Source organism: Klebsiella sp. CN_Kp113, assembly GCF_040064585.1.
GTDB lineage: Bacteria > Pseudomonadota > Gammaproteobacteria > Enterobacterales > Enterobacteriaceae > Klebsiella > Klebsiella michiganensis.
This window is the reverse complement of sequence record NZ_JBEAID010000071.1, coordinates 1-23,002: the sequence shown is the minus strand read 5'-3', so window position 1 is coordinate 23,002 and position 23,002 is coordinate 1. Positions and strand designations below refer to the sequence as shown.

At 55.9% G+C, this 23,002-nt stretch carries 21 protein-coding genes; 12 read left to right on the top strand and 9 right to left on the bottom strand.

Features of this window, described 5'->3' with window-relative positions:
- Positions 1–222 precede the first annotated feature (222 nt).
- From ABLV30_RS27880 to ABLV30_RS27865, 4 genes are all read left to right on the top strand, one after another.
- Positions 223–1,254 (top strand): LacI family DNA-binding transcriptional regulator, encoded by a 1,032-nt coding sequence (locus ABLV30_RS27880; RefSeq protein WP_025107245.1) that lies wholly within the window; start codon positions 223–225, stop codon positions 1,252–1,254.
- A 252-nt stretch (positions 1,255–1,506) separates the two neighbouring features.
- Positions 1,507–2,436 (top strand): dihydrodipicolinate synthase family protein, encoded by a 930-nt coding sequence (locus tag ABLV30_RS27875; protein ID WP_004848004.1) that lies wholly within the window; start codon positions 1,507–1,509, stop codon positions 2,434–2,436.
- Between the two features lie 142 nt (positions 2,437–2,578).
- The gene (locus tag ABLV30_RS27870; RefSeq protein WP_102803745.1) at positions 2,579–3,427 is read left to right on the top strand and encodes a fumarylacetoacetate hydrolase family protein; all 849 of its coding nucleotides are present in this window, start codon (positions 2,579–2,581) and stop codon (positions 3,425–3,427) included.
- Positions 3,428–3,543: 116 nt separating this feature from the next.
- Positions 3,544–4,833, top strand: coding sequence for an anaerobic C4-dicarboxylate transporter family protein (locus ABLV30_RS27865; protein WP_004848008.1), 1,290 nt, complete (start codon positions 3,544–3,546; stop codon positions 4,831–4,833).
- Between the two features lie 74 nt (positions 4,834–4,907).
- Here the strand turns inward: ABLV30_RS27865 and ABLV30_RS27860 are convergent, their stop codons facing one another.
- Complete coding sequence (locus ABLV30_RS27860) at positions 4,908–6,275, bottom strand: formimidoylglutamate deiminase (RefSeq protein ID WP_014228062.1); 1,368 nt, start codon at positions 6,273–6,275, stop codon at positions 4,908–4,910.
- A gap of 102 nt (positions 6,276–6,377) precedes the next feature.
- Between ABLV30_RS27860 and hutC the strand changes: the two genes are divergently transcribed.
- Positions 6,378–7,139 carry a histidine utilization repressor gene (gene hutC, locus ABLV30_RS27855; protein WP_004848014.1) on the top strand — a complete coding sequence of 254 codons (762 nt, stop codon included), beginning with the start codon at positions 6,378–6,380 and terminating at the stop codon, positions 7,137–7,139.
- Positions 7,136–7,693 (top strand): HutD family protein, encoded by a 558-nt coding sequence (locus tag ABLV30_RS27850; RefSeq protein ID WP_032748106.1) that lies wholly within the window; start codon positions 7,136–7,138, stop codon positions 7,691–7,693. Before hutC ends, ABLV30_RS27850 begins: the two co-directional genes overlap by 4 nt.
- A gap of 33 nt (positions 7,694–7,726) precedes the next feature.
- Here ABLV30_RS27850 and ABLV30_RS27845 read toward each other — a convergent pair whose 3' ends face one another.
- Genes ABLV30_RS27845 through ABLV30_RS27825 form a run of 5 tightly spaced genes read right to left on the bottom strand, consistent with a single transcriptional unit; the run spans position 7,727 to position 12,597 of the window.
- A complete protein-coding gene (locus ABLV30_RS27845; protein ID WP_163586120.1) occupies positions 7,727–9,259 on the bottom strand; it encodes an aromatic amino acid ammonia-lyase in 1,533 nt (510 codons plus the stop codon).
- A gap of 10 nt (positions 9,260–9,269) precedes the next feature.
- The gene (locus ABLV30_RS27840; protein WP_004848020.1) at positions 9,270–10,145 is read right to left on the bottom strand and encodes an ABC transporter substrate-binding protein; all 876 of its coding nucleotides are present in this window, start codon (positions 10,143–10,145) and stop codon (positions 9,270–9,272) included.
- A gap of 30 nt (positions 10,146–10,175) precedes the next feature.
- A complete protein-coding gene (locus tag ABLV30_RS27835; RefSeq protein WP_014228066.1) occupies positions 10,176–10,856 on the bottom strand; it encodes an ABC transporter permease in 681 nt (226 codons plus the stop codon).
- Positions 10,857–10,858: 2 nt separating this feature from the next.
- On the bottom strand, positions 10,859–11,503 hold the full coding sequence (locus ABLV30_RS27830) for an ABC transporter permease subunit (RefSeq protein WP_032748114.1): 645 nt from the start codon (positions 11,501–11,503) through the stop codon (positions 10,859–10,861).
- Entirely contained in the window at positions 11,500–12,597 is a 1,098-nt protein-coding gene (locus ABLV30_RS27825; protein WP_047724362.1) for an ATP-binding cassette domain-containing protein, read from the bottom strand. Before ABLV30_RS27825 ends, ABLV30_RS27830 begins: the two co-directional genes overlap by 4 nt.
- 507 nt (positions 12,598–13,104) lie before the next feature.
- Between ABLV30_RS27825 and hutU the strand changes: the two genes are divergently transcribed.
- The 4 genes from hutU to hutG are packed head-to-tail and all read left to right on the top strand — an operon-like array spanning position 13,105 to position 18,250.
- Positions 13,105–14,781: a urocanate hydratase gene (gene hutU, locus ABLV30_RS27820; RefSeq protein ID WP_064378319.1), complete on the top strand. Its 1,677-nt coding sequence runs from the start codon at positions 13,105–13,107 to the stop codon at positions 14,779–14,781.
- Between the two features lie 52 nt (positions 14,782–14,833).
- Positions 14,834–16,228, top strand: coding sequence for a cytosine permease (locus tag ABLV30_RS27815; protein ID WP_025107235.1), 1,395 nt, complete (start codon positions 14,834–14,836; stop codon positions 16,226–16,228).
- Between the two features lie 11 nt (positions 16,229–16,239).
- Positions 16,240–17,448 (top strand): imidazolonepropionase, encoded by a 1,209-nt coding sequence (hutI, locus tag ABLV30_RS27810; RefSeq protein ID WP_103815315.1) that lies wholly within the window; start codon positions 16,240–16,242, stop codon positions 17,446–17,448.
- Complete coding sequence (hutG, locus tag ABLV30_RS27805) at positions 17,441–18,250, top strand: N-formylglutamate deformylase (protein WP_148851641.1); 810 nt, start codon at positions 17,441–17,443, stop codon at positions 18,248–18,250. Before hutI ends, hutG begins: the two co-directional genes overlap by 8 nt.
- Before the next feature lie 226 nt (positions 18,251–18,476).
- Here hutG and ABLV30_RS27800 read toward each other — a convergent pair whose 3' ends face one another.
- From ABLV30_RS27800 to ABLV30_RS27790, 3 genes are all read right to left on the bottom strand, one after another.
- Positions 18,477–19,703 carry an MFS transporter gene (locus ABLV30_RS27800; RefSeq protein WP_265800723.1) on the bottom strand — a complete coding sequence of 409 codons (1,227 nt, stop codon included), beginning with the start codon at positions 19,701–19,703 and terminating at the stop codon, positions 18,477–18,479.
- A gap of 9 nt (positions 19,704–19,712) precedes the next feature.
- The gene (locus tag ABLV30_RS27795) at positions 19,713–19,913 is read right to left on the bottom strand and encodes a hypothetical protein (RefSeq protein WP_014228073.1); all 201 of its coding nucleotides are present in this window, start codon (positions 19,911–19,913) and stop codon (positions 19,713–19,715) included.
- A gap of 333 nt (positions 19,914–20,246) precedes the next feature.
- The gene (locus tag ABLV30_RS27790; RefSeq protein WP_265800721.1) at positions 20,247–21,140 is read right to left on the bottom strand and encodes an NAD(P)/FAD-dependent oxidoreductase; all 894 of its coding nucleotides are present in this window, start codon (positions 21,138–21,140) and stop codon (positions 20,247–20,249) included.
- Positions 21,141–21,259: 119 nt separating this feature from the next.
- Between ABLV30_RS27790 and ABLV30_RS27785 the strand changes: the two genes are divergently transcribed.
- Positions 21,260–21,919 (top strand): TetR/AcrR family transcriptional regulator, encoded by a 660-nt coding sequence (locus ABLV30_RS27785; RefSeq protein WP_041165301.1) that lies wholly within the window; start codon positions 21,260–21,262, stop codon positions 21,917–21,919.
- Positions 21,920–22,517: 598 nt separating this feature from the next.
- Positions 22,518–22,988, top strand: a complete 471-nt coding sequence (locus tag ABLV30_RS27780) for a hypothetical protein (RefSeq protein WP_348865708.1) — start codon at positions 22,518–22,520, stop codon at positions 22,986–22,988.
- Positions 22,989–23,002: the final 14 nt, after the last annotated feature.

Genomic DNA, 23,002 nt, shown 5'->3' with positions numbered 1-23,002 from the left:
CTGAAAAAACTCACGCGCAAAAAGGCGAAGCGGCGAATGCAAAGCAAAATGGATAAGAAATGTGAATTAACGACCAGCCGAATGAACCCGGCAAAGTGAAGCACCATTCCTTTTGTCCGGGCGAGGTTTGACGTAAGATCCTTTAACCCCAAGGTTTGCACGATGGTATCCGTTGAACGGGCAACACGGATTTTTACCCGCATTGATGAGTTGGAGCAGCAGATGGATCAAGAAAGTGAACTGAACGATTTGCCGGAAAAAAAGCTGGCGACAATGCGGGATGTTGCTCGCGCTGCGGGCGTGAGCGTCTCGACCGTTTCGCGCGTACTCGATGAACGGTTACCCACTTCACGCAGCGCCTCGGCAGAGAAAATTCGCCAGGTGGCCCGTGAGCTGGGCTACCGTCGGGACTATGTTGCTTCCAGCCTGCGCCGGGGCGATACCGGAACGCTTGGCGTCCTGGTGCCGAGGCTGACCGATGCCGTTACGGCGATGCTTTTCGAAGAGATAGCCAGGGCGGCGGCCAGGCGAGGCTATTTCGCGATCGTTGCGACCTGCGGTGATAGCAAGGATCAGGAGAAAAACGCCGTGGAATCGCTGCTGGATCGTCGCGTGGATGGGTTGATCATGTCCACCTGCCGGCTGGACGATCCTTTGCCGCAAACCCTGCGTGAACGGGATGTGCCCCACGTTCTGGCGCTGCGTACCGACGGTTTTAGCCCCTCATCGGTCGGGGACGATGAGCTTGGCGGCTATCTGGCTACCCGACACCTGATTGATTTAGGCCACCGCGATATTGGCCTGATTGGCGGCCCTGATTTTGCCTCCAACGCGCGCAACCGGCGTAAGGGCTTTGAGCGGGCAATGCAGGAAGCCGGGCTCAGGATCGAAGCGGAATGGTGCTGTCATTCAGATTTTAATATCGCCTCGGGGGAGCAGCAGGGAATGAAAATTCTCAGCCAGCCTCATCGCCCGAGCGCACTATTTGCCGTCAATGACGAACTGGCGATCGGCGTCCTCGCGGCCGCGCACCAGCAGGGGCTGGTGATTGGCGAAGATCTCTCCCTGGTCGGTTACAATGATATTCCCCTGGTGAGCAGACTGCCCGTGGCGCTGACCTCGGTCAGAACGCCGCTGGAGCATATCGCCAGCAATGCGGTTGATATGTTATTGAATCCAGAGATAAATAATAATATTCGGATTACCACGCCTTCCCTTATTCCCCGTAAGTCTACCGCGTCTCCACGTAAATAATCCCCCTGCGATCCTCCCCCGACTTTCCAGGAGAAAGCGGGGAGGGTTGAATTTTGTATAACGGATCTCATCCCGGATGCAGATCGCGGTTTAGTTTGTGATCTGCATTGCATTTTTAACCAACATGGCGTTGACGGTTTTATTTTTGAGGTTCAATGTCAACGTCGTGAAAACGATTGCAGAAACGATTTCACTTCCGTTTCAAAGAATCGCTTAACCGTAAACAAATGCTTACTCATCAAGGGGATATTTATGATTAACATCGATCTGAGAGGTTTGACTCCGGCTCCGGTTACACCCTTCACTCGCGATGGACGCGTAGACTATGATGCCATTCAGCGCCTCGGCAGCTGGCTGGGCAGCATCGACGGGGTGAAAGGTCTGGTGGTGCTGGGACACGCAGGGGAGGGGACTTTTCTGACCCAGGAAGAGCAGGCGAATGTGATCCGCGCGTTTGTGAAGTCCGTGGATGATAAGCTTCCGATTATTGCCGGCATCACCGGGGAAGGGACGGAAGTGGCTGCGCTGGAGGCGAAGCGCGCCGTTGCCGCCGGCGCATCCGCCGGTTTGCTCTATCCTTCCCACGGCTGGCTGCGCTTTGGCTATCAGGATGGCGCGCCTCAGGATCGCTACCGCGTGGTGTACGAAGAAAGCGGCCTGCCGCTGATTCTTTTCCAGTATCCGGATGTCACTAAAGCCACCTACAACCTGAAAACGCTGCTGGATATCTCCGCGCAGCCGGGCGTATTTGCCATGAAGAATGGCGTACGTAATATGCGCCGCTGGGATACCGAAATTCCGGTTATTCGCCGCGAGCGTCCGGATCTGCAAATCTTAAGCTGCCACGATGAATATCTGCTGCATACCGCCTTTGATGTGGATGGCTTCCTGGTCGGCTACGGCAATATCGCGCCTGAGCCGTTAATTGAAATGATTAAGGCGGGTAAAGCGGGCGATTACGTTAAAGCGCGTGAGCTGCACGACCGACTGCTGCCGGTGACCAAAAGCGTCTACCACCGCGGTTCGCACATGGAAGGTACCGTGGCCCTTAAACATGCTCTGGTTGCGCGCGGGATCCTTGAACATGCCACCGTTCGCTCTCCGCTGCTGCCGCTCGAAAATGGCGCTGAAAAAGAGATCCACGACGCCATGCGCGCCGCTGAGCTGGGCCGCGTCGGTTAATTTATTCTGCGTCTGTTGTTAATCCGCAATGCAGAGATATCGCTTACTGTATTGCGGATCATCGGTTACTTCGCCCCGGTATTTTTTGCTGCTCTTCATCATAACGTCGGGGCTTTCACCTCTGTATATTGCTGGGTGATTTATGAAACTATTAAGCTTTCGCGTTAATGATAAAAACAAATATGGCCTGGCGACCGCTGACGGCGTCATCGATCTGCAGGCGCGGTTTCCTCAATATGGCAGCCTGCTGGAATTTATACCGCATCTTCATCTTGTTGATACTCTGCCGCCGTCTGCGAAACAGGCGAACTATTCTTTCGACGAGATCGCTTTCCTGCCGGTCATTACTGAACCGAAAAAAATTATCTGCGCTGGCGTGAATTATCGCGATAAAAACGCTGCCGGTGACGAGAAGCCCTCTAACCCAGTGCTATTCATCCGCTTTGCGGATTCACAGACCGGGCATCTGGCACCGCTCCTAAAGCCGGAACGCAGCAATGAGTTTGACTATGAAGGCGAAATGGCGCTGGTGATGGGCCGTGGAGGACGCAATATACCAGAGCAGGAGGCGCTGCATTATGTTGCCGGCTACAGCTGCTATATGGATGGCTCCGTGCGCGACTGGCAGCATGCCTGCTTTACCGGCGGCAAAAACTGGCCAGCGACGGGCGGCTTCGGCCCCTGGCTGGTGACCGCGGACGCTATCCCCGACCCGCAAAATCTGAATATTACCACCCGACTGAATGGCCAGACGGTGCAGCAGGATAATACGGGCAGCATGTTGTATTCAATTGCCGAACTTATTGCGTATATCAGCACCTTCAGCGCGCTCTCTCCGGGGGATGTCATTCTGACCGGCACGCCCGGAGGCATCGGAAAAAAACGTACCCCGCCGCTCTTTATGCAGCCCGGGGACAGGGTGGAAGTCGAGATTGAGCAGATCGGATGCCTGATAAATAGCGTGCGCAGCGATGCCGCGGTAGCGCGATAAGTTATCGTTTTGTATCCAAAAACAGGGTGAGAGCGCGTTTGCCCGGCGGCCAGGACTTGCAGGCCATTTAATCATGTAAAGGGTTAATGCCGGACAGGGAGCCGTGGAGGTAATGTATGATATTGGTTCAGTTTCTGGTGGTGCTGCTGTTTCTGTACATCGGCATGCGGGTCGGGGGGATCGGCGTGGGGTTTGCCGGCGGCGCCGGCGTGATTGTTCTCAGCGCGCTCGGCGCCACGCCGGGTGATATGCCGATGCTGGTTATCGTATTTATCATGGTGGTGATCGTGGCGATTGCCGCCATGCAGGAGGCCGGCGGTATTGAATACCTTGTTGACCTCACCGAGCGACTGCTGCGCCGCTATCCGCGATTGTTAGTCATCACCGCGCCGCTTTCCACCTGGCTATTAACCATGATGGCCAGCACCGGGCAGGTCTCTTTTGCCTGTATGCCGGTTATTGTCGGCGTGGCGAAAGAGAACAATATAAAACCCACCCGGGCGCTTGCTCTTTCGGTCGGCGCCTCTTTGCTGGGCATTGTGGCGTCGCCCATTTCTGCGGCGGTGATTTTCTTCTCGGGGATTCTGGAAAAAGGCCATTCTGGCTGGGGCTATATTGAGCTTATTGCGGTATCAATCCCGTCCACCTTTCTGGCGCTGCTGGTCACCTCCGTTTTTTACCTGTGCTGGGACAGGATCCGCCAGCAGGATCGGCTCAATGACAATCCGGTTCAGGTGCAGGCAAGGACTGCGCGGGCGATCCCGCCCTGCGCCGGTCGTTCGGTGCTGATTTTTATCGTCGGGTTGGTTGTGGTGCTGGTTTATGCGATTGTCACCAGTCCGAAACTCGGGCTGATTGCCCATCCGGTCATGAGCAGCGGACAGGCGCGGGTAGGGGTGATGATGGGCGTTGCGCTGCTGATTGTGGTGTGCTGCCGGGTTAACGTACACAAGGTCCCGTCCGGCTCGGTATTTAAAACCGGGATGACCTCCTGCATCTGTATTCTCGGCGTCGCCTGGCTGGGTTCAACCTTTATGGACAGTAATCAACAGTGGTTGCAAAGCGCGGTCTCGTCACACTTGCTGGATTCGCCCATGATGCTGGCCATTATTATTATGGCGGCCTCATGCTTCTTGTATTCTCAGGCGGCCTCCACAAAAATTTTATTCCCCGCCGCGCTGAGTATGGGCGTTGCCCCTGCTATTTTGGTTGCCTGCTTCCCGGCAACGGCTTCTCTTTTTATTTTGCCAAACTATCCGACGCTGCTGGCGGCGGTAGAGCTGGATGATACCGGCTCCACCAGACTGGGCCGACATATTATCGATCACCCTTTTCTGCTGCCTGGCCTGGCATCGGTCCTGCTTTCAATGCTCTTCGCCGCGGGGCTGGCTTATTGGATTCAGTGAATCGCCCGAGGCTTTTACTTTGAATACCTCCGAAAACAAAGCGGTTCACCGTCGGTGAACCGCTTTTTTCGATATCAGGCTGCAAGATCTTTCATTACCTGAATAAATGCCTGAGAGACAGATTCTTCTTTATGGTGATGCCCATCCTCAATCACCCAGCGTCCGCCAGTCATCACCGCGGTAATGGGATTAGATGAGCAGGCGAAGATCCAGCGGTTGAGCAGCATCTGGTCTTCTGCGCTGGCGATAAAGGGATTCTGGCTATCCAATACGACCAGATCGGCCCGATATCCTACGCTTAGCTGGCCAATGTTTTGGCCCAGCGCTCTGGCGCCGCCTCGTAGCGCCCCTTGATACAGAACGTTGCCGACGTGAGGCTCGCCTGGGACGATGAGCCGGTTGCGGCGCTGGGCTATCAGGCGCTGCCCGTATTCGAACCAGCGTAAATCCTCGCTGACGCTGACGCTAATGTGGCTGTCGGAACCAATTCCCCAGACGCCGTTATGCTCCAGATATTGTGGGCCAGGGAATATGCCATCGCCGAGATTGGCTTCGGTGGTCAGGCACAGGCCGGCCACCGCACCGGATGTGGCGATCTTCATCGTTTCCTGAGGCGTCAGATGAGTGGCGTGGATCAGGCACCAGCGCGAATCCACGGGGAGATGGTTGTACAGCCACTCCACCGGGCGCTCGCCGGACCAGGCCAGGCAGTCATCCACCTCTTTTTGCTGTTCAGCAATATGAATATGAATCGGCTGCTGGCCAGGATGGCAGGCCAGAATGGCGCCAATCTGCTCCGGCGTAACGGCCCGTAATGAGTGGAAGCACAGACCGGTACGCTGCATTGGCTCGCCGGCCAGCCGCGATGTGAGCGACTCGTACATTGTCAGATAGCTGTCGCTATCGTTGATAAAGCGGCGCTGTCCAACGGAGGGCGGCTGCGCGCCAAACCCGGCGTAACTGTACAGGACGGGCAGCAGCGTCAGGCCGATGCCGGTATGTTTCGCCGCGCTGGCGATACGCAGCGCTAATTCCGTCCGCTCTTCATAAGGCGCGCCGCTGCTGCTGTGATGCAGATAGTGGAATTCGGCGACCGAGGTGTACCCGGCTTTGAGCATTTCGATGTACAGATAGCTGGCGATGGTTTCCAGCTGTTCTGGCGTAATTTTATCTACCAGCCTGTACATCAGATCCCGCCAGGTCCAGAAGCTATCCGACGGATTTCCCGCCACCTCCGTTAACCCGGCCATCGCCCGCTGGAAGGCATGGGAGTGCAGGTTCGGCATACCCGGCACGACGACCCCTTTGATGCGCGTCGCCTGCGGATTCGGCGCTGCGTTCTTTTCCAGCGCGGTTATGATGCCTTCTTCGGACACGGTTATGCCGACATTATTTGCCCAGCCATCAGGCAACAGCGCTTTTTCTGCCAACCAGACTGCCATTTTACCACCTTATTATCAGTGCTAATGTATATACATGTACATATATATACATCTAACAGGTCATAGAGTAAACTGACAACGTCAGCATATGAGGAATGGTTAATGGCGCGTAACGACCTGTCAAATTCGGATTCCATGGATGAGTTACTTGAACATCCCGCCCCCTTTTATGAAAGGGTAAAGGCCATGATCAAAACCAAGATCCACAGCGGGGCATGGCCCGCGAATTACCGTGTTCCTTCTGAAAGCGAACTGGTCACGCTGTTTGGCTATAGCAGAATGACGATTAACCGCGCGTTGCGAGAGCTGACCGCGGAGGGCTTGCTGGTGCGGATGCAGGGGGTCGGTACTTTTGTCGCCGAAATTCGCGGCCAGTCGGCGCTGCTGGACATTAACAATATCGCTGACGAAATCGCCAGCCGTGGCCATCGCCACCACGCCAGAGTCTTCAGACTGACGGAAATCGAAGCCGATGCCCAGCAGGCGTTCAGCTTTGGCATGCAGCAGGGTTGCGGTCTGTACCATTCGCTGATTTGCCATTATGAAAATGGCGTACCGGTTATGCTGGAAGACCGACTGGTGAATATGCAGGTTGTGCCGGACTACCTGCAGCAGGATTTTACACGTATCACGCCGAACGCCTATCTCTCCTCAATTGCGCCGATTGTTGAAGGCGAACACGTTATTGAAGCGGTCAACGTCACGCGGGCCGAGTGTGTTTACCTGGAAATTGATGAACATACGCCTTGTCTGCTGGTCAATCGTCGGACGTGGACCGGCCGTCAGGAGAAGAAAATCGTCACCAGCGTGCGCCTGGTCTATCCCGGTCCGCGTTACCGCCTGGAAGGGAGCATGCGCAAATGATCCGTCTGCTCCCTGCCGGGTTGTATACGGAAATGCCCTGGAAAAACGGCCAGGGCGTGACGCGCGAAGTGGCCCGCTATCCGGAAGCGGGGGAATATGACTGGCGTATTTCCCTGGCGACCATTCGCCAGCCTGGTCCGTTCTCCGCATTTCCCGGCTACCTGCGCAATATCAGCGTGCTGGAAGGCGGCGGGATGTACCTGACAATCGATGGGCAGCGCAGCGCATTGATTGCGCCTTTCCAGGCGCTGGGGTTTAACGGCGCGAGCGGCGTATCCTGTGAGATTGTCGGCGGCCCGCTGCTGGATTTTAATGTGATTTACCGGGAAGCCGCTCTGCGGGCGACGGTGAGCTGGTGCGGGGCGGGGACGTGGTCGCATCAGGGCGGACTGCGGATATTGTTTAATGCCGGGCCCGCGTTGCGGGTGAGCATCGGCGACCAACGCTATTTACTGGAACATTACGACAGCCTGCTGGTGGATGAAGCGGTGGCGCTGGTTATCCAGGACTCTCCGGGCGCGCGTCTGGCCCGCATCACGCTGGTTCCCCTTTAATCACGCCGCAGGCTCCTTCTGCGGCGCCTGTTGTCACTCCTCTTCGCACAATGCCTGCAGCATCGCGCTGAGTTCGCCCTGATTAATCAGGGCGCGTAGCGCATGTATATCGGGGTAGAGCAGCGTATCTTTATCCCGGAACGGCACCGCCTGACGCACTCTCTCCAGCGTCGCCTCGCTGCCCACGGCGGCACGCAGCGGGCGATGGAACTCCAGCGCCTGACAGGCGCACAGCAGTTCGATGGCGACGATGTCCACGGCGTTTTCTACCGCCTTAAGCGCTTTACGTGCGGCGGCAACTCCCATGCTGACATGATCTTCCTGACCGGCGCAGGTGGATACCGTGTGGATACTGGCCGGGCCGGCCAGACTGCGGTTATCGCCCGCCAGCGCAGCGGCGACGTAGGGTGGGATCATCATCCCGGAGTACCCCGAATCCGGCGAGATAAGAAAGGCCGGCAGCCCGCTGAGATGCGTATTGGTTATTCGGTCGCAACGGGCCTGGGAAGCGGTGCTCAACTGGGCAATCGCAACGGCCAGCGCATCCAGCGCCAGCGCCGTTGGCGCACCGTGACCGTTGCCCCCTGGCATCACGATAAGCCTGTCTTCTTCTACCAGAAACAGCGGATTATCGGTCACCGAATTGAGTTCGATGGTCATAATCTGTCGACAGTGGGTCAGCTGGTCGCGCACCGCGCCGTGGATCTGGGGGATACAGCGTAAACTAAGCGCGTCCTGAACCCGGTGGTCGCGATAACGCGCCAGGATCTCGCTGCCTTTTAGCAGGCGGCGCAGGTTTTGCGCGGTTTCCTGCTGTCCGGGATGAGGGCGCAGGGCGTGCAGGCGGGCATCGTAGCCGCGCGTATTGCCCCGCATGGCCTCGAGGCACATCCCGCCCGCCATATCGGCGACGGGGAGCAGACGCTGGAAATCCGCCACGGCCAGGCAGCCCAGCGCGGTGATCTCATAGGTACCGCCGACCAACGCGTGACCCTCTCTGGGACCGGGAACATAGGGCGGGATACCCGCCCGCGTCAGCGCCTGTTGCGCCGGCAGCAGTTCTCCCTGATACCAGCATTTGCCCTCGCCGAAGACCGCAAGGCCGATATGGGCGGTGGCAATCAGGTAACCGACGGAGCCGCCGGCGGGTGACCACGGCGTGACCTGACGGTTCAACATATCGGCGATACGCTGCGCCAGCGCCGGGGTAACGCCGCTGTATCCCTGCAGCAGGGATTTTAACGTCACCGCCATCATGGCCCGCACTTCACGCACCGTCAGGTCTGGACCGACTCCGCAGGCGTGGCTGCGCAGCATATTCAGCTGAGTATCCGTCATCCTGTCCGGGGAAAGCCGGGTGGTGACCAGATCGCCGACGCCGGTCGTCAGCCCGTAGATTACCTGACCTTGTTCAATGGCGCGCTGAATACGGCTGCTGACCCGCGCCATATTATCCAGCGCGGCCTTCTCCAGCGCGATCGGCGCGCCGTCGGCAATCCGCACTATCTCATCCACAGTACCCGGTGCCTGCCCGAGGGTAATGCTGCAGTTCAGAGGAGTTGTCATGTCTGCGACCTTATTGGCTAAATCCGTGTTTTACCAGCCACTGATGCGCGATATCGTCGATGCTGACAAATTCGGCAATTTGCTCGTTCATGTCGATCAGATCTTCAGTCGTTAGCTGAGCAGAGACTTTGTTCAGCGTGGTGGTCACGGCGTCATTCAGCGCTTCACTGGCGACGATTGGCACAATATTTTGCGCCGCGAACAGATGTTTTGTGTCTTCCAGCACGACAAGGCGATCTTTTTTGATTGCTGGCGAGGTTGAAAGCAGATCGGCGACCTGGACCTGGTTATTTTTCATGGCGCTGAGCGTCAGCGGCCCGCCGACATCCAGCACTTTAAAACTCTTAAAGTTCAGCCCGTACACGTCGCGCAGGCCGGAGAGCCCCTCATGGCGGGTTTTCCATTCCGCCGGGCCGCCCAGCACCAGTTGGCTGGCAACAGGCTGTAAATCGGCGATGGTTTTCAGTTTATATTTATCGGCGGTTTTCTGCGTCACGGCCAGAACGTCGATATCCTGAGCCTGGGAGATCTGCAGCATTTTAACTTTCTCCGGCAGCTTAGCGGCCAGCTCTCTGGCGACATCCTCACTACCGTGTGCCGCATTTTTCGCATCCAGATAGCTCAACAGCGCGCCGCTGTATTCCGGGATCAGCGTGATGGAACCGTCCAGCAGCGCCGGGATATACACTTCGCGGCTGCCGATGTTCAGCTTTTTCTCCACCGGGATATTTTGCGCTTCTAACGCACCCGCATAAATGGTGCCCAGCAGTTGGCTTTCCGGGAAGTCTGCAGAACCGACAATGACTTTCGGCGCGGCCCAGGCCGATGAGGTCGCCGACAGCAGCAGCGCTGAACACAGCGTCAAAATACGTTTTTTCATATTCATTGAGGTATCCTTTTGAGCAGTGGAATGAGGTTATGGGTTTTTAATACGCCGGGTAATACCGGGTGAAACGACTATTTTTTGCGAGAAAGAGAACAAGCAGTCGATTAGTAAAGCCAGTAGCGCCACCAGCATGGCGCCGGCGATCATCTGGCTGAAATCGTTCGCCGCGCGTCCGTCAATAATCAGACGTCCGAATCCCCCCAGCGAGACATAGGCTGCGATGGTGGCGGTGGAAATAATCTGCAACGTGGCGCTGCGCACGCCGGAGAGGATCAGCGGAAGCGCGCAGGGCAACTCCACCTGTAGCAGGATCTGCAGCCGCGTCATCCCCATGCCGCGAGCGGCATCAAGGACATAGGGATCGAGCGCGCGAATACCCGCATGCACACCCAGCGCAATCGGCGGGAGCGCCAGCGCCACCAGCACCAGAATACAGGGCAGAATAAAGGCCATATCGGACTCAAACTCGCCGGAAAGTAAAATCACCAGCAGAATAATCAGCCCAAATGAGGGCAGGGAGCGCAGGGCGTTGGTGGTACCGATGAGCAGGCCTTCCCCTTTGCCGGTATGGCCGGTGTAGCAGCCGACGGGAAACGCGATGATAAAGGCGATCGCCAGAGCGACAGCGCTATAGCTGATGTGCTGCGCCAGAAGGGGGAAAATGCCGCCCTCACCAAACCAGTGGATGGGATCCATAAACCAGGTAAGCATAATTATCCTCTCTGAGGTTGCCAGCGGCTGAGTTGACGAGTGGCGTAAACCACCAGCATATCCAGCAGCAGCGCCAGAATGATGCTGAGCGCGATCCCGGCGATGATGGGCGTCAGAAATTGCAGCTGGAAGCCCAGGGTAAACAGCGAGCCGAGCTGCGGTGCGCCAATTAATGCCGCGACGGAAACGATACTGACGTTAGACACCACGGCAACGCGCAGGCCGGAACCAATCACCGGCACGGCCAGCGGCAGGTCGATCTGGAAAAACTGCTGAGCGGGTTTATACCCGAGCGCTGCCGCGGACTGACGGGTATCGGCCGATACGGAGTCCAGCCCGTCGCAGACGGTGCGAACCAGTAGCGCAAAGCTGTAGATGGTCAGTGCGACCACAACATTAATGGGGTCCAGAATCTGCGTGTGGAGCAGCGGGGGCAGCAGCACAAACAGCGCCAGTGACGGAATGGTATAGAGTAGGCCAAACAGGTTAACGATCGCCGACTTGACCGATGGCAGGTGGTGAATGCCCCAGCCGACAGGGATCGCCAGAATTAACCCTATCACTACCGGCACAATTGAGAGATAACTGTGCCAGAGAAACAGGTTGAAGATTTTATCGCTCTGCGCCCATAGCCAATCGAATCTCATGCTCCCTCCTGGCGCGTGGATTTACACATGTCGAGTACTTGATCGAGGTGGATGGTCCCCAGCGGGATTTGCCGTTCATCGACGATCACGGCCCGATGGTTGGGCGAGCTCAGCGCAGCGTCCAGCAAATGGCGCAACGGGCTCCCCTGCTGGTGGAACGTCGCCCCCAGATTGATGTTGTCGTGGGTAATCGCTGTTGCCGGCTGATGGGTGTCGAACCAGCCAAACGCTTTGCCGTTTTGGGTAACCAGCAGCCAGCGGTCGATGGCCATCTCTTTGGCCCGCTCGAAGGAACAATCCAGCTCGGCATAGGGCTCGTTGCGTAACCCGGTTTCTGTGTCGGCGGCGTGGAAACTCAGTTTGCGATAGCCTCTGTCTTTGCCGATAAAGTCCGCCACAAAGGCGTTTTGCGGCGTATTGAGCAGTTCGCCTGGGGAGGCCATCTGCGCCAGCTTGCCGCCAGGTTTAAGTACCGCGACCAGGTCGCCGAGCTTCATGGCTTCATCAATATCGTGAGTGACCATAATGATGGTTTTGCTCACCTCTTTCTGAATACGCAAAAACTCTTCCTGCAGCTGTTCGCGGACCACCGGGTCGACCGCGCTGAACGGTTCGTCCATCAACATAAACTCCGGGTCTGCCGCCAGGGCGCGGGCAACGCCCACGCGCTGCTGCTGGCCTCCAGAAAGCTGCCAGGGGAAGCGTTTGGCGATTTGCGGATCCAGACCGACGACTTCCAGTAATTCCCCGGCTCTGGCTCTGGCTTTACTTTTGGCGGCGCCGTTGAGAATCGCGGTGGTGGCAATGTTGTCGATAATGTTTTTATGGGGGAATAAACCTGCATTTTGAATGACATAGCCAATACGGCGGCGCAGTTGCACGATATCCATTTGCTCGGTGGCTTCGCCGTTAAGCAGGATCCGGCCCGATGACGGTTCCACTAACCGGTTAATCATCCGCAATGAGGTGGTTTTTCCACAGCCCGAAGGGCCGACAAATACCGTAATTTTGCCCCCCGGCGCTACCAGGCTAAGGCCATCTACTACGACCGAACCGTTGTCGTAGTGCTTAGTCACATTCTGGAAGGTAATCATCTTCACGCCTCTGATTGTTGTGTGTGGTGTTCCCGAATACAGGGGAGTCACGCGACAAAATGCTGCTATGTATAATCTTGTATGTACAACTAGCAAAACTTGTGCCACTGCCAGAGGGATATGCAATGAAATGGTTATTTTGTTATTTTAAAACAATTACTTATAGTGTATTTGCGTTATCTGGTACTGCCGTCTATGGCGAGATAAGAAGTCATGACGAGATAGAAAATGCACTAGTGTTATCTTTTTGTGATGTTTTAGTGCACAAAAATAAGGCGAAGAGCTGTATTTTTGCACCAAAATGGCCCATCATCACGGTGTGTTCACGAGTGTATAGCGCAGCATGTCCTTCTGTTTTTATGTTAATTTGTTGAATTTTATTGGTTTTATAAATTAATTTCTAACCTGGCATCCAATATGCTTATCATGTATATACAATTAAAACGCAAATAACAAAACTAACAATTAATTAACATATGACAGGTAACGGATAAGAAGGTAAAGCGCATGAGTAAACAAGCAACCCGTTTTCGCGATGTTGAAATAAGAGCCCCGCGAGGCACTAAGCTGAACGCAAAAAGTTGGTTCACAGAGGCGCCGCTGCGCATGCTGATGAACAACCTGGATCCTGATGTCGCCGAAAATCCAAAAGAGCTGGTGGTGTACGGCGGTATTGGCCGGGCGGCCCGCAACTGGGAATGCTACGACAAGATCGTTGAGACCCTGAAGCAGCTCAATGATGATGAAACGCTGTTGATCCAGTCCGGTAAACCGGTGGGGGTTTTCAAAACCCACGACAACGCCCCGCGGGTGCTGATCGCCAACTCCAACCTCGTACCGCACTGGGCAAACTGGGAGCACTTCAACGAGCTTGATGCACAAGGTCTGGCGATGTACGGGCAAATGACGGCCGGCTCATGGATCTACATCGGCAGCCAGGGCATTGTTCAGGGCACTTACGAAACGTTTGTGGAAGCCGGGCGCCAGCACTATAACGGTAGCCTGCGCGGACGCTGGGTGCTGACAGCGGGTCTGGGGGGCATGGGCGGCGCCCAGCCGCTGGCCGCAACCCTGGCGGGAGCCTGTTCGCTGAATATTGAATGCCAGCAGTCGCGTATCGACTTCCGTCTGCGTACCGGCTACGTCGATGAGCAGGCGAGCGACCTGGATGACGCCCTGACCCGCATCGCCCGCTATACCGCAAAAGGAGAAGCGGTATCCATCGCGCTGCATGGCAACGCGGCGGAAATTTTACCGGAGCTGGTAAGACGCGGCGTGCGCCCGGATATGGTGACCGACCAGACCAGCGCACACGATCCCCTCAACGGTTATCTGCCGCTGGGCATGAGCTGGGAAGACTACCGCGCTCGCGCGCAGTCCCACCCGGTGGAGACGATCAACGCGGCGAAATCTTCAATGGCCGAACACGTTAAAGCCATGCTCGCCTTCAGGCAGCAGGGCATTCCCACCTTCGATTACGGCAACAACATCCGCCAGATGGCGAAAGAGATGGGGGTGGAAAACGCTTTTGACTTCCCAGGCTTTGTTCCCGCCTATATTCGTCCGCTGTTCTGCCGGGGGATTGGCCCATTCCGCTGGGCGGCGCTTTCCGGCGATCCGCAGGATATCTACCGCACCGACGCGAAAGTTAAAGCGCTCATACCCGATGATGAACACCTCCACCACTGGCTGGATATGGCCAGAGAGCGCATCAGCTTCCAGGGGCTGCCGGCCCGGATCTGCTGGGTCGGCCTGGGACAGCGCGCCCGGCTGGGCCTGGCGTTTAACGAAATGGTCCGCAGCGGCGAGCTGTCGGCACCGATCGTGATCGGCCGCGATCATCTTGACTCCGGCTCCGTTGCCAGCCCTAACCGCGAAACGGAAGCGATGCAGGACGGCTCCGACGCGGTCTCCGACTGGCCGTTGCTGAACGCGCTGCTGAATACCGCCAGTGGAGCGACCTGGGTTTCCCTGCACCATGGCGGCGGCGTAGGGATGGGCTTCTCCCAGCACTCCGGCGTCGTCATTGTATGCGACGGCAGCGATGAAGCGGCGGAGCGCATCGCCCGGGTGCTGAGCAACGACCCGGCCACCGGTGTGATGCGCCATGCGGATGCGGGTTATGACATCGCGATTGAATGCGCCAGAGAGCAAGGACTCAACTTGCCAATGATTGCGGACTAATTTCTCCGGCGAAGGGGGCAATGTATCCCCTTCGCCTCACCGGAGTGCTGCCATGAATAATAACAACACAACATACATCGAAACACGTTCTATTGAACCCATCCCTGACGGTGAACGCCACGGTAGCATTTTTAGCCAGTTCACCCTGTGGCTGGGGGCTAACCTGCAAATCACCGCCATGGTCACTGGCGCATTAACTATTGTATTCGGCGGGGATGTTTTCTGGTCGCTGGCCGGTCTTATGCTGGGGCAGATTGCCGGTGGGATTGTGATGGCATTGCATGCCGCGCAAGGGCCGCAGCTGGGGATACCACAGATGATCAGCAGCCGGGTACAGTTCGGCGTCTACGGCGCCTGCCTGCCGATTCTGCTGGTCTGCCTGATGTACCTTGGCTTTATCGCCACCGGGGCGGTGCTGTCCGGCCAGGCGATCTCAGCGGTTTTCCATACTACGGAAACCAGCGGCATTCTGCTTTTTGCTGCCGCCACGCTGGTTATCGCCTATGTCGGCTATCGTTTGATCCACCTGTTGGGTAAGCTGGCGAGCCTGGTGGGGATTATCGCGTTTATCTACCTGCTGTGGAAAATCAGTTCCTTTCCGGCTATTGGCGACCTGCTGAGTATCCGACCCTTTAGCTGGAGTACGTTTTTAACCGCCACCGGCCTTGCGGCTTCCTGGCAGATCACCTTTGGCCCCTATGTTGCCGATTATTCCCGCTATCTACCGCGCAGCACCTCTCCCGGGAAGGTCTTTTTCGCCGTCGGGAGCGGTTCGGTGATTGGCGCGCAAATCGCCATGACCGTCGGGGTGCTGGCTGCCGCTCTCTCGCAGGGAAAACTGGTCGGTCATGAGGTGGACTATATCGTCGGCCTGGGCGGCACCGGCGCGATTGCCACGCTGTTATATCTGAGCATCGCGTTTGGTAAACTGACGATCAATACCCTGAATGCCTACGGCAGCCTGATGTGCCTGGCGACGGTGTACAGCTGCGGGAAGCAGCGAGTGCGCGTAAGCCAGTCGGTACGTCTGCTGGTGCTGGCGATGATTATTACCCTGGCGACCGCTATCGCGATTATCGGGCAACACTCTTTCCTGTCGGCTTTTAAATCCTTCCTGTTGTTTCTGTTAACTTTCTTTACACCGTGGAGCGCGATTAACCTGGTGGATTACTATTTCTTCAACCATCAGGCTATAGACATGGAGGCGCTGAACGATCCGAACGGGAAATATCGGGCGTGGAATGTGACGGGGCTCGGGGTTTATCTCGTTGGAGTGGCGGTACAGACGCCGTTTATTGATAGTGGATTCTATTCCGGCCCATTTGTGAAGATGCTGGGCGGTATCGATATCTCCTGGCTCATTGGGCTGGCGCTACCGGCGGGGCTCTACTATGTCCTGCGCAAAGCGCAGTCCGCAGCGGCGGCTGGCGCCGCCATCAGTCGTTAAAGGAGAGCGTCATGTATACCCTTTGGCATCACTGCCGGATCGCCACCATGGCCGCTGGGCATTATCAGTTGCTTGACGATGGCGCGATGCTGACCGACGGCGCAGTGCTGTTATGGGTCGGGAACCGGGCAGAATTGCCGGACTTGCCCGTTGCGCAGCGGGTGGATTTGCAGGGCAGGGTGGTCACGCCGGGACTGGTGGATTGTCATAGCCACGCGGTGTTTGGCGGCGACCGGGCCCGGGAATTTGAAATGCGTCTCAACGGGGCGAGCTATGCGGAGATCGCGGCTGGCGGCGGCGGGATCGCCAGTACAGTCAACGCCACGCGACAGGCCAGCGAAAGCCAGTTGCTGGAGAGCGCGCGGCAGCGTATCCGGGAGCTATGCCGGGACGGCGTAACGGCGCTGGAGATCAAATCCGGCTACGGCCTGGATCTGGCTAACGAACGTAAAATGCTGCGGGCGATCCGCCGTTTAGGCGACATATTGCCGCTGACCGTGCGCAGTACCTGCCTGGCGGCCCATGCGGTGCCCGTCGAGTATCAGGAGCGGGCGGATGCCTGGATTGACTATATTTGCGAACGACTGCTGCCGGAACTGCATCAGGAAGGGCTGGTGGATGCGGTGGATGCGTTCTGCGAACACCTGGCATTTTCGCCCTCGCAAGTGGAGCGGGTCTTTCAGAAGGCCCGGGAACTGGGGCTGCCAGTGAAGCTCCATGCTGAACAGCTAACGCTACAGCATGGGGCGGCGTTGGCCGCTCGCTACCATGCGCTGTCGGCGGATCATCTGGAATATTTGTGCGAAGAAGATATCGCCGCAATGGCACGCCATGGGACGGTGGCGGTGCTGCTGCCGGGCGCCTATTACTTCCTGCGTGAGAAACAGCTACCGCCGCTGGATCTGCTGCGTCAGTACCGGGTGCCGATTGCCCTCGCCAGCGATTTAAATCCCGGCACCTCGCCGGTGTTGTCCCTGCGTCTGATGATGAATATGGCCTGTACGCTATTCCGCATGACGCCGGAAGAGGCGTTGGCTGGCGTGACGCTTAACGGCGCGAAGGCGCTGGGGCTGGATACCGTTTGTGGTTCTCTGGAAGCCGGAAAAGAGGCCAGCTTCGTGGCGTGGGATATCGCTTATCCGGCGGAGCTAAGCTACTGGCTGGGAGGCTCCCTTTCGAAACAGGTGATTTATCAAGGTAAGGAGGTTTATTGTGATTAAGGCGTTTGATTTGCAGCAGGGGAACCTGCCGCTGCTGGTCAGTATGCCCCACCCGGGAACGTTATTAACCCCCGAAGTCGCCCAGGGGCTCACGCCGAGGGCGAAGCGTCTGGAAGATACCGACTGGCATATTCCCTTGCTCTATCAGACCATCGCGGACATGGGGGCCAGCACGTTATGCGCCCGCTATTCCCGCTATGTGGTGGATATCAATCGCCCGGCGGATGATAAACCGCTTTACAGCACGGCGACAACCGGGCTGTTTACCGATATCTTTTTTGACGGCGAAGCCCTGTTCGTGCCTGGCGGTGCGCCTGACGCGGCGGCGAAGGACGCGATACTAAAACAGGTCTGGCAGCCTTATCACCAGGCGCTTGCCGCTGAACTGACACGCCTGCGTGAGAAATTTGGCTATGCGCTGTTGTGGGATGCGCACTCGATCAAATCCGTGGTGCCGCGCTTGTTTGAAGGGCGACTGCCGGATCTGAACTTTGGTACGGCGGACGGCGCCAGCTGTTCGACGCAGCTTAGCCAGGCGCTGCTGGCAAGCTGCAATGCGTTCCCGCAGTATAGCCGGATACTCAATGGCCGCTTTAAGGGCGGATATATCACCCGTCACTATGGCGATCCCGCCAACCATATTCATGCTGTTCAGCTAGAAATGGCCCAGTGCTGCTATATGGATGAGGAGAGCTTTGCTTATCTTCCGGAGAAAGGGCAGCAGGCGCAACAACTGCTGGAGAGGTTGATTAATACTGCGTTGCAGTGGGGACGAGAGCAGTACGGCGAGCCCGGAATGTGAACTCGTATATTGAAAAGCTGAAAACACAGGCACCCAAAAAGTCTGTAAAACAGCCGAAGGCGATAGAAAAGGTAAAATAAAGCAACGGCTTACCGCCTGCCTGACTTCTTCTGAAGAGTGGGGGAATGCGGGCCGTTAGCGGAACCCCCTTATATCCCCGTCTTTCTGAACTGCCCCCCTTCCTTGCGGAAAGGGGCTTTTCACACATACCAGGACTGAGCGGGATTCATGAACCGTCTTCTGCAGGATCTGAGGCGGTCACACTTGCTTTCCTCATCGCCTGGCTGTACTGCCAGGTGGAAACCAGACAGACCAGTAAAACCGGTATCATCATCAGACCCAGCAGCTTCCAGCCCAGCAAGGCCAGCATCACGCCCGCTCCGGATGTGGCTATCGCGGAGAAAACAAAGCGGCTGGTTTCGGCCAGGCCCTGCGCTTTTTTTCGCTCATTATCACGGTAGGACAGACTGAGCAGCGTCGAGCCGCCAACAAACATAAAGTTCCATCCGACCCCGACCAGAAGCAGACTTAAGCTGTATGCCAGCATCGTTTCCCCGGTCAGATTTATCGCGACAGCGGATATGTTGAGCGCAATTCCTGCGTACAGCAGAACGGTAAGCCCCAGTTTTCGTATCAGGAGGCCGGTAAACAGTGAAGGGACATACATCCCCAGCAGATGCAGCTGAATGACCAGTGCACCATCATTCATCGAGTGGTGGTGCGTAACGGAGAGGGGGGCCGCCGTCATCAGAAAAAGCATAACGAAGGAGCCAATAACCAGGTGAAACCAGGCCGTACGATAATCTGGACGTTTCATTAATTCCCGACTGGTTGGCGATACTCCCGGGATCGCCCGGGTGTCCGGGGAGGGGACGTCTCTTTTTGAACGATCGAGGAACAGAGCCAGGTTAAGCGCGGACAGAATCCCCAGTCCCGCCACAACGAGATAAACACCGGCAAAGCGAGGGAGACCGGGGATATCCCGTGCAACAATCGTCAGCAACGGCCCCAGGATAGCGGCCACAACGCCGCCAATCATGACCAGGGAGATTGACTGCCCCTTCACTTCCGGTGGGGAGTGATCGGCAGCAACCAGTCGATAGTACTGGCTGAAAGCCTGATAGACACCTACGAGAAAGCAGCCGGTACAAAAAAGTAAAAAACTGCCGTTCTGCACAGCGAGAAAAGACAAAAATCCGCCCGCGGTACCGCATAAAGAGCCCAGAATAAACGCGAGTTTTTCGTTTCCCCGACCAATCATGCCGGCCGCAAACAGACTCGAGAACGCGCCGGCGACCGTGATAAGAGCAAACGGAACCGTCGCCAGTTGATCAGATGGCGCCAGCTGATAGCCCACCAGGGTGGCAATAGTCAGATCAACAGACACGGCACAGGTAAAAAACAGATTACTGACCGCTAGTATCACAGGGATCCTGCCAGGTATATATCGCATGGTCTCCTCCTACAGGAATTCCCCCAGGCCCGGTAATAAAGCATCATATTTCGCGCTTACCCATTTCTGAATTATTTCGTCAGGGACAATATGGTTTTCTTTTGACGGAATGTGTTCAGGGAGAGTCTGCAATATGCCAAAGGTTGAAACCGTTTCATCAGTATAATATTCGTCATGACTGGCCGTAAAATGACTTAATACCGATTCCATATTTATTACCTCTCCATTGTGTGAAAAAGAGATAAAGCAAGAATGGTGCCATTTAAAAAAGGATTTAGCCCGCTTTTTCCGGGGTTCTTGCACCGACGGGGAGCAAATGTATCAGCCCTGGTGCAATAAATGTAATTGCATAGAGATATTGTTAAAACTAAACCAGATAAATTATCTTGCGCTGCTTTTTTGACATTTAAAAAAGAAGGGGGCGCAGGAGTTCGCTGATTCAGCTACCGATCTTCTCGTCTAAAGGTTTGAATGGTTTTATGGCGGCCACGGGGGACTCCTGTCTGTTATGAAATTGAACTGGGGCGATCGATGTGTTTGCACTCAAGTGAGCATCGATTGCTGGGCGAAGATACCCGCCATCGCGCCTTGCCATGTTGCCGTAGTGACCGAGGGCATTCCCGGGTTGGCGAGGTCGCCAGCGGCGTAGATGCCTGGCTTGCTGGTTTCGCGGCGCTCATTGGTCTTGAGTACGAGGCCGGTTGGCGTATCAACCGTGGCGAGACCTAGGGACTTATGCAAACTTGCGGATGGCCAGGTACGGGGATGTGCGAAGAGGATATCGACCGCGACAGCGGGGCCGTTATCGAGTCGGACGGTGGACTTATGGCCTTCATTACCGAAAATTTCCACGATCTTGCCTTCAACGACGGCTTTGTTTCGGCGGACGAGGTCGGTTCGGATTTCGGGTGCGATGTCGTGACCATCGGTAAAGACCGTCAACCTGTCGGTCCAGTCATGGAAGAGCCTGACCTGATTGTGCGACTGCGGGCCAGACCAGATGAGGCCCCAATGCTGGTCGGCGACTTCAAAGCCGTCGCAGTAGGGGCAAGGTATGATGGACGTCCCCCAGCCTTCAGCAAAGCCAGGAATATCAGGCATCTGGTCAGTGATGCCATAGCTCAGGATCAGGCGGCGCGCCCTCAGGCTTTCGTTATCGTCAGTGACGACGTAGAAATCGTCGATGGTGCCGGATACGCTTTCGGCCCGCGCATTGACCAGCTCGATCGTTGGATAGCGCGCCAGCTGCTGACGTGCCTCGACCAGGATGTCCTGCGGCGGCTTGTGGTCGTGGCCGAGCACACCATGCGAATAGCCGGCAAAGCGATTGCGTGGCCGATCAGTGTCGAGGACCGTGACTTTGCGACGGGCGCGTCCAAGCTGCAGGGCGGCGGCAAGGCCGGCAAAGCTGCCGCCGATGATGATAACGTCATTCATGGTGATGGGCTCCGTGTTTTGGATGCGGGAAGATGGTTGGGTGTGGCGCGCCTTGCATATTTGTGATACTTGTTGGTATCCTAATTATAGAATTAGGATACTGTCAAGGACTATATTTCGTGACCCATAAAAACAGCCAGACCAGGCGGGGCCGGCCCGTCAACGAGGCGCTTGGCCAAACCATCGTTGACGCCGCGTCCGAACTCTTTTTGGAATTGGGATTTCAGGCGACGACCCTGGATAAGGTCGCCCAGCGAGCGAAGATATCCAAGCTCAGCATATATCGGCACTTCGAGAATAAAGAGGCGCTGTTCAGTGCGGCCATCGTGGCCGGCTGCAGTCAGTCGTTTGCACCGCAGGTCCTTCTGGAAGGCGTTGAGGGTTCGGTCGAAGAGCAGCTGATGGCGGTGGGGTCATTACTGCTTCGCACGCTGTTGAGATCGGACGTTCGCGGCGTCGAAGCCATGGTTACGGCCGATAAGAAGAATCAGGCGTCGTTAAGCAAGCTCCATTACGAAGCCGGCCCTGCTCATGTCATCACCCAGGTCGAGGCTTTTTTGCGCCAGCTGCACGCAAAGGCGCTTCTGAACGTGCCCGATCCTCACCAGTCCGCTCGTTTGTTTGCCGCGCTTTTCAAAGGCTCCGACCTTCTGATGATCGCGCGCTTTGATGAGGCCAGAGCAGAGGACGACGACGAAATCGAAGCTTATTGTCGCTCGGCCGTCGCCATGTTCATCGCCGCGCACGGTGGCACTCCGGGGGCGCTATCGCGGCCGTGATCTTGCCTGGTATTCCAGCTTGCGTTCTGGTCGCAATGTGACGCCTACTTCATCTTTCTCATCAATGGCCGGATGGGGCGTGGGAGAGAAGGGGAGATCCAAAGAATTTTGAGTAAGCTATTGATATAAATGCGAAACTTTTTAAGGCTGAAGATGGAAAAAGCGTATGCATGCCAAAAGACACTTCATATCGAAGCTAATGTGTTTTTAAAACTCATCGTGGGGGTTTCTATCCTGAACTGTGTATGGCAGTTGTGATGCTCTATCTCAGCGATAAGAACAGTGAGTTTGACTGTGTCGACCTCAGGGTAAAAGCAACCCCGGTGTAACCCCAGAGAGGATTTAAGGATAGTGGTTTATGTAACTATTTGATTTAACTGGTGCGATAATAGGAACAAAACGAAAACACTCAAGCTACTGATTTAATGCGATTTTTTTAATATTAAATTTTCCACATACCCCCAAATATACCCCCATTAATTTTTCTGCTGTCGACATTTGTTCGTTTTTCAGCCATTTAGTTAGGGGTATACTCAACAGCAAATTTGGAATGTAGATCCTTAACTGCAGTTTCACTGTGACATGGAAAGTTGACATTATGAAAAACAAAATCTTTGCCTTGGCCCTATTAGTAAGTCTCCCTGTGATAGGCTCAGAGCCGTCTTTAATCGTATGTAAGCCACAAGATCCTAATGACCCATCAGCGATGGGCCTCCGGCCCTCTCCCTATCTATCTAAAGATAAACTGTGCTTTGATATTCGAGTAGATGAAGGGGATGAGTGCGTTGGTAATGAGCAAAGCACCAGTTGGCTCACTGAGGCTGTCATAGTCGATATAGATGGAATTCCTCAAGGACGTGACGATACATGGTTTCGAGTGGTTCGCCCAACAATCACTGATAAGAAGATAGAGTACAAGATTGAAGGTTCCAGGGATCAAAAATCTTGGGGATTAGTGTCAAATGTGACTATCAATCGACTTACAGGTGATACTGTTGATTGGCTGATAGGGGAACATGGCGGCACTTTGAATCGCCACGGGTTTAACAGACACCTCAGAGTCATTTAAGATGGCTTAAAGAG

Bases quoted from the DNA above. Each gene is read 5' to 3' on its own strand.
- ABLV30_RS27800 (WP_265800723.1), bottom strand. From the start codon at position 19,703: ATGCGATATATACCTGGCAGGATCCCTGTGATACTAGCGGTCAGTAAT.
- ABLV30_RS27825 (WP_047724362.1), bottom strand. From the start codon at position 12,597: ATGATTACCTTCCAGAATGTGACTAAGCACTACGACAACGGTTCGGTC.
- ABLV30_RS27830 (WP_032748114.1), bottom strand. From the start codon at position 11,503: ATGAGATTCGATTGGCTATGGGCGCAGAGCGATAAAATCTTCAACCTG.
- ABLV30_RS27880 (WP_025107245.1), top strand. From the start codon at position 223: ATGGATCAAGAAAGTGAACTGAACGATTTGCCGGAAAAAAAGCTGGCG.
- ABLV30_RS27840 (WP_004848020.1), bottom strand. From the start codon at position 10,145: ATGAATATGAAAAAACGTATTTTGACGCTGTGTTCAGCGCTGCTGCTG.
- ABLV30_RS27860 (WP_014228062.1), bottom strand. From the start codon at position 6,275: ATGGCAGTCTGGTTGGCAGAAAAAGCGCTGTTGCCTGATGGCTGGGCA.
- ABLV30_RS27815 (WP_025107235.1), top strand. From the start codon at position 14,834: ATGAATAATAACAACACAACATACATCGAAACACGTTCTATTGAACCC.
- ABLV30_RS27870 (WP_102803745.1), top strand. From the start codon at position 2,579: ATGAAACTATTAAGCTTTCGCGTTAATGATAAAAACAAATATGGCCTG.
- ABLV30_RS27875 (WP_004848004.1), top strand. From the start codon at position 1,507: ATGATTAACATCGATCTGAGAGGTTTGACTCCGGCTCCGGTTACACCC.
- ABLV30_RS27795 (WP_014228073.1), bottom strand. From the start codon at position 19,913: ATGGAATCGGTATTAAGTCATTTTACGGCCAGTCATGACGAATATTAT.
- ABLV30_RS27845 (WP_163586120.1), bottom strand. From the start codon at position 9,259: ATGACAACTCCTCTGAACTGCAGCATTACCCTCGGGCAGGCACCGGGT.
- hutC (WP_004848014.1), top strand. From the start codon at position 6,378: ATGGCGCGTAACGACCTGTCAAATTCGGATTCCATGGATGAGTTACTT.
- ABLV30_RS27850 (WP_032748106.1), top strand. From the start codon at position 7,136: ATGATCCGTCTGCTCCCTGCCGGGTTGTATACGGAAATGCCCTGGAAA.
- ABLV30_RS27865 (WP_004848008.1), top strand. From the start codon at position 3,544: ATGATATTGGTTCAGTTTCTGGTGGTGCTGCTGTTTCTGTACATCGGC.
- ABLV30_RS27790 (WP_265800721.1), bottom strand. From the start codon at position 21,140: ATGAATGACGTTATCATCATCGGCGGCAGCTTTGCCGGCCTTGCCGCC.
- ABLV30_RS27835 (WP_014228066.1), bottom strand. From the start codon at position 10,856: ATGCTTACCTGGTTTATGGATCCCATCCACTGGTTTGGTGAGGGCGGC.
- hutI (WP_103815315.1), top strand. From the start codon at position 16,240: ATGTATACCCTTTGGCATCACTGCCGGATCGCCACCATGGCCGCTGGG.
- ABLV30_RS27780 (WP_348865708.1), top strand. From the start codon at position 22,518: ATGAAAAACAAAATCTTTGCCTTGGCCCTATTAGTAAGTCTCCCTGTG.
- hutU (WP_064378319.1), top strand. From the start codon at position 13,105: ATGAGTAAACAAGCAACCCGTTTTCGCGATGTTGAAATAAGAGCCCCG.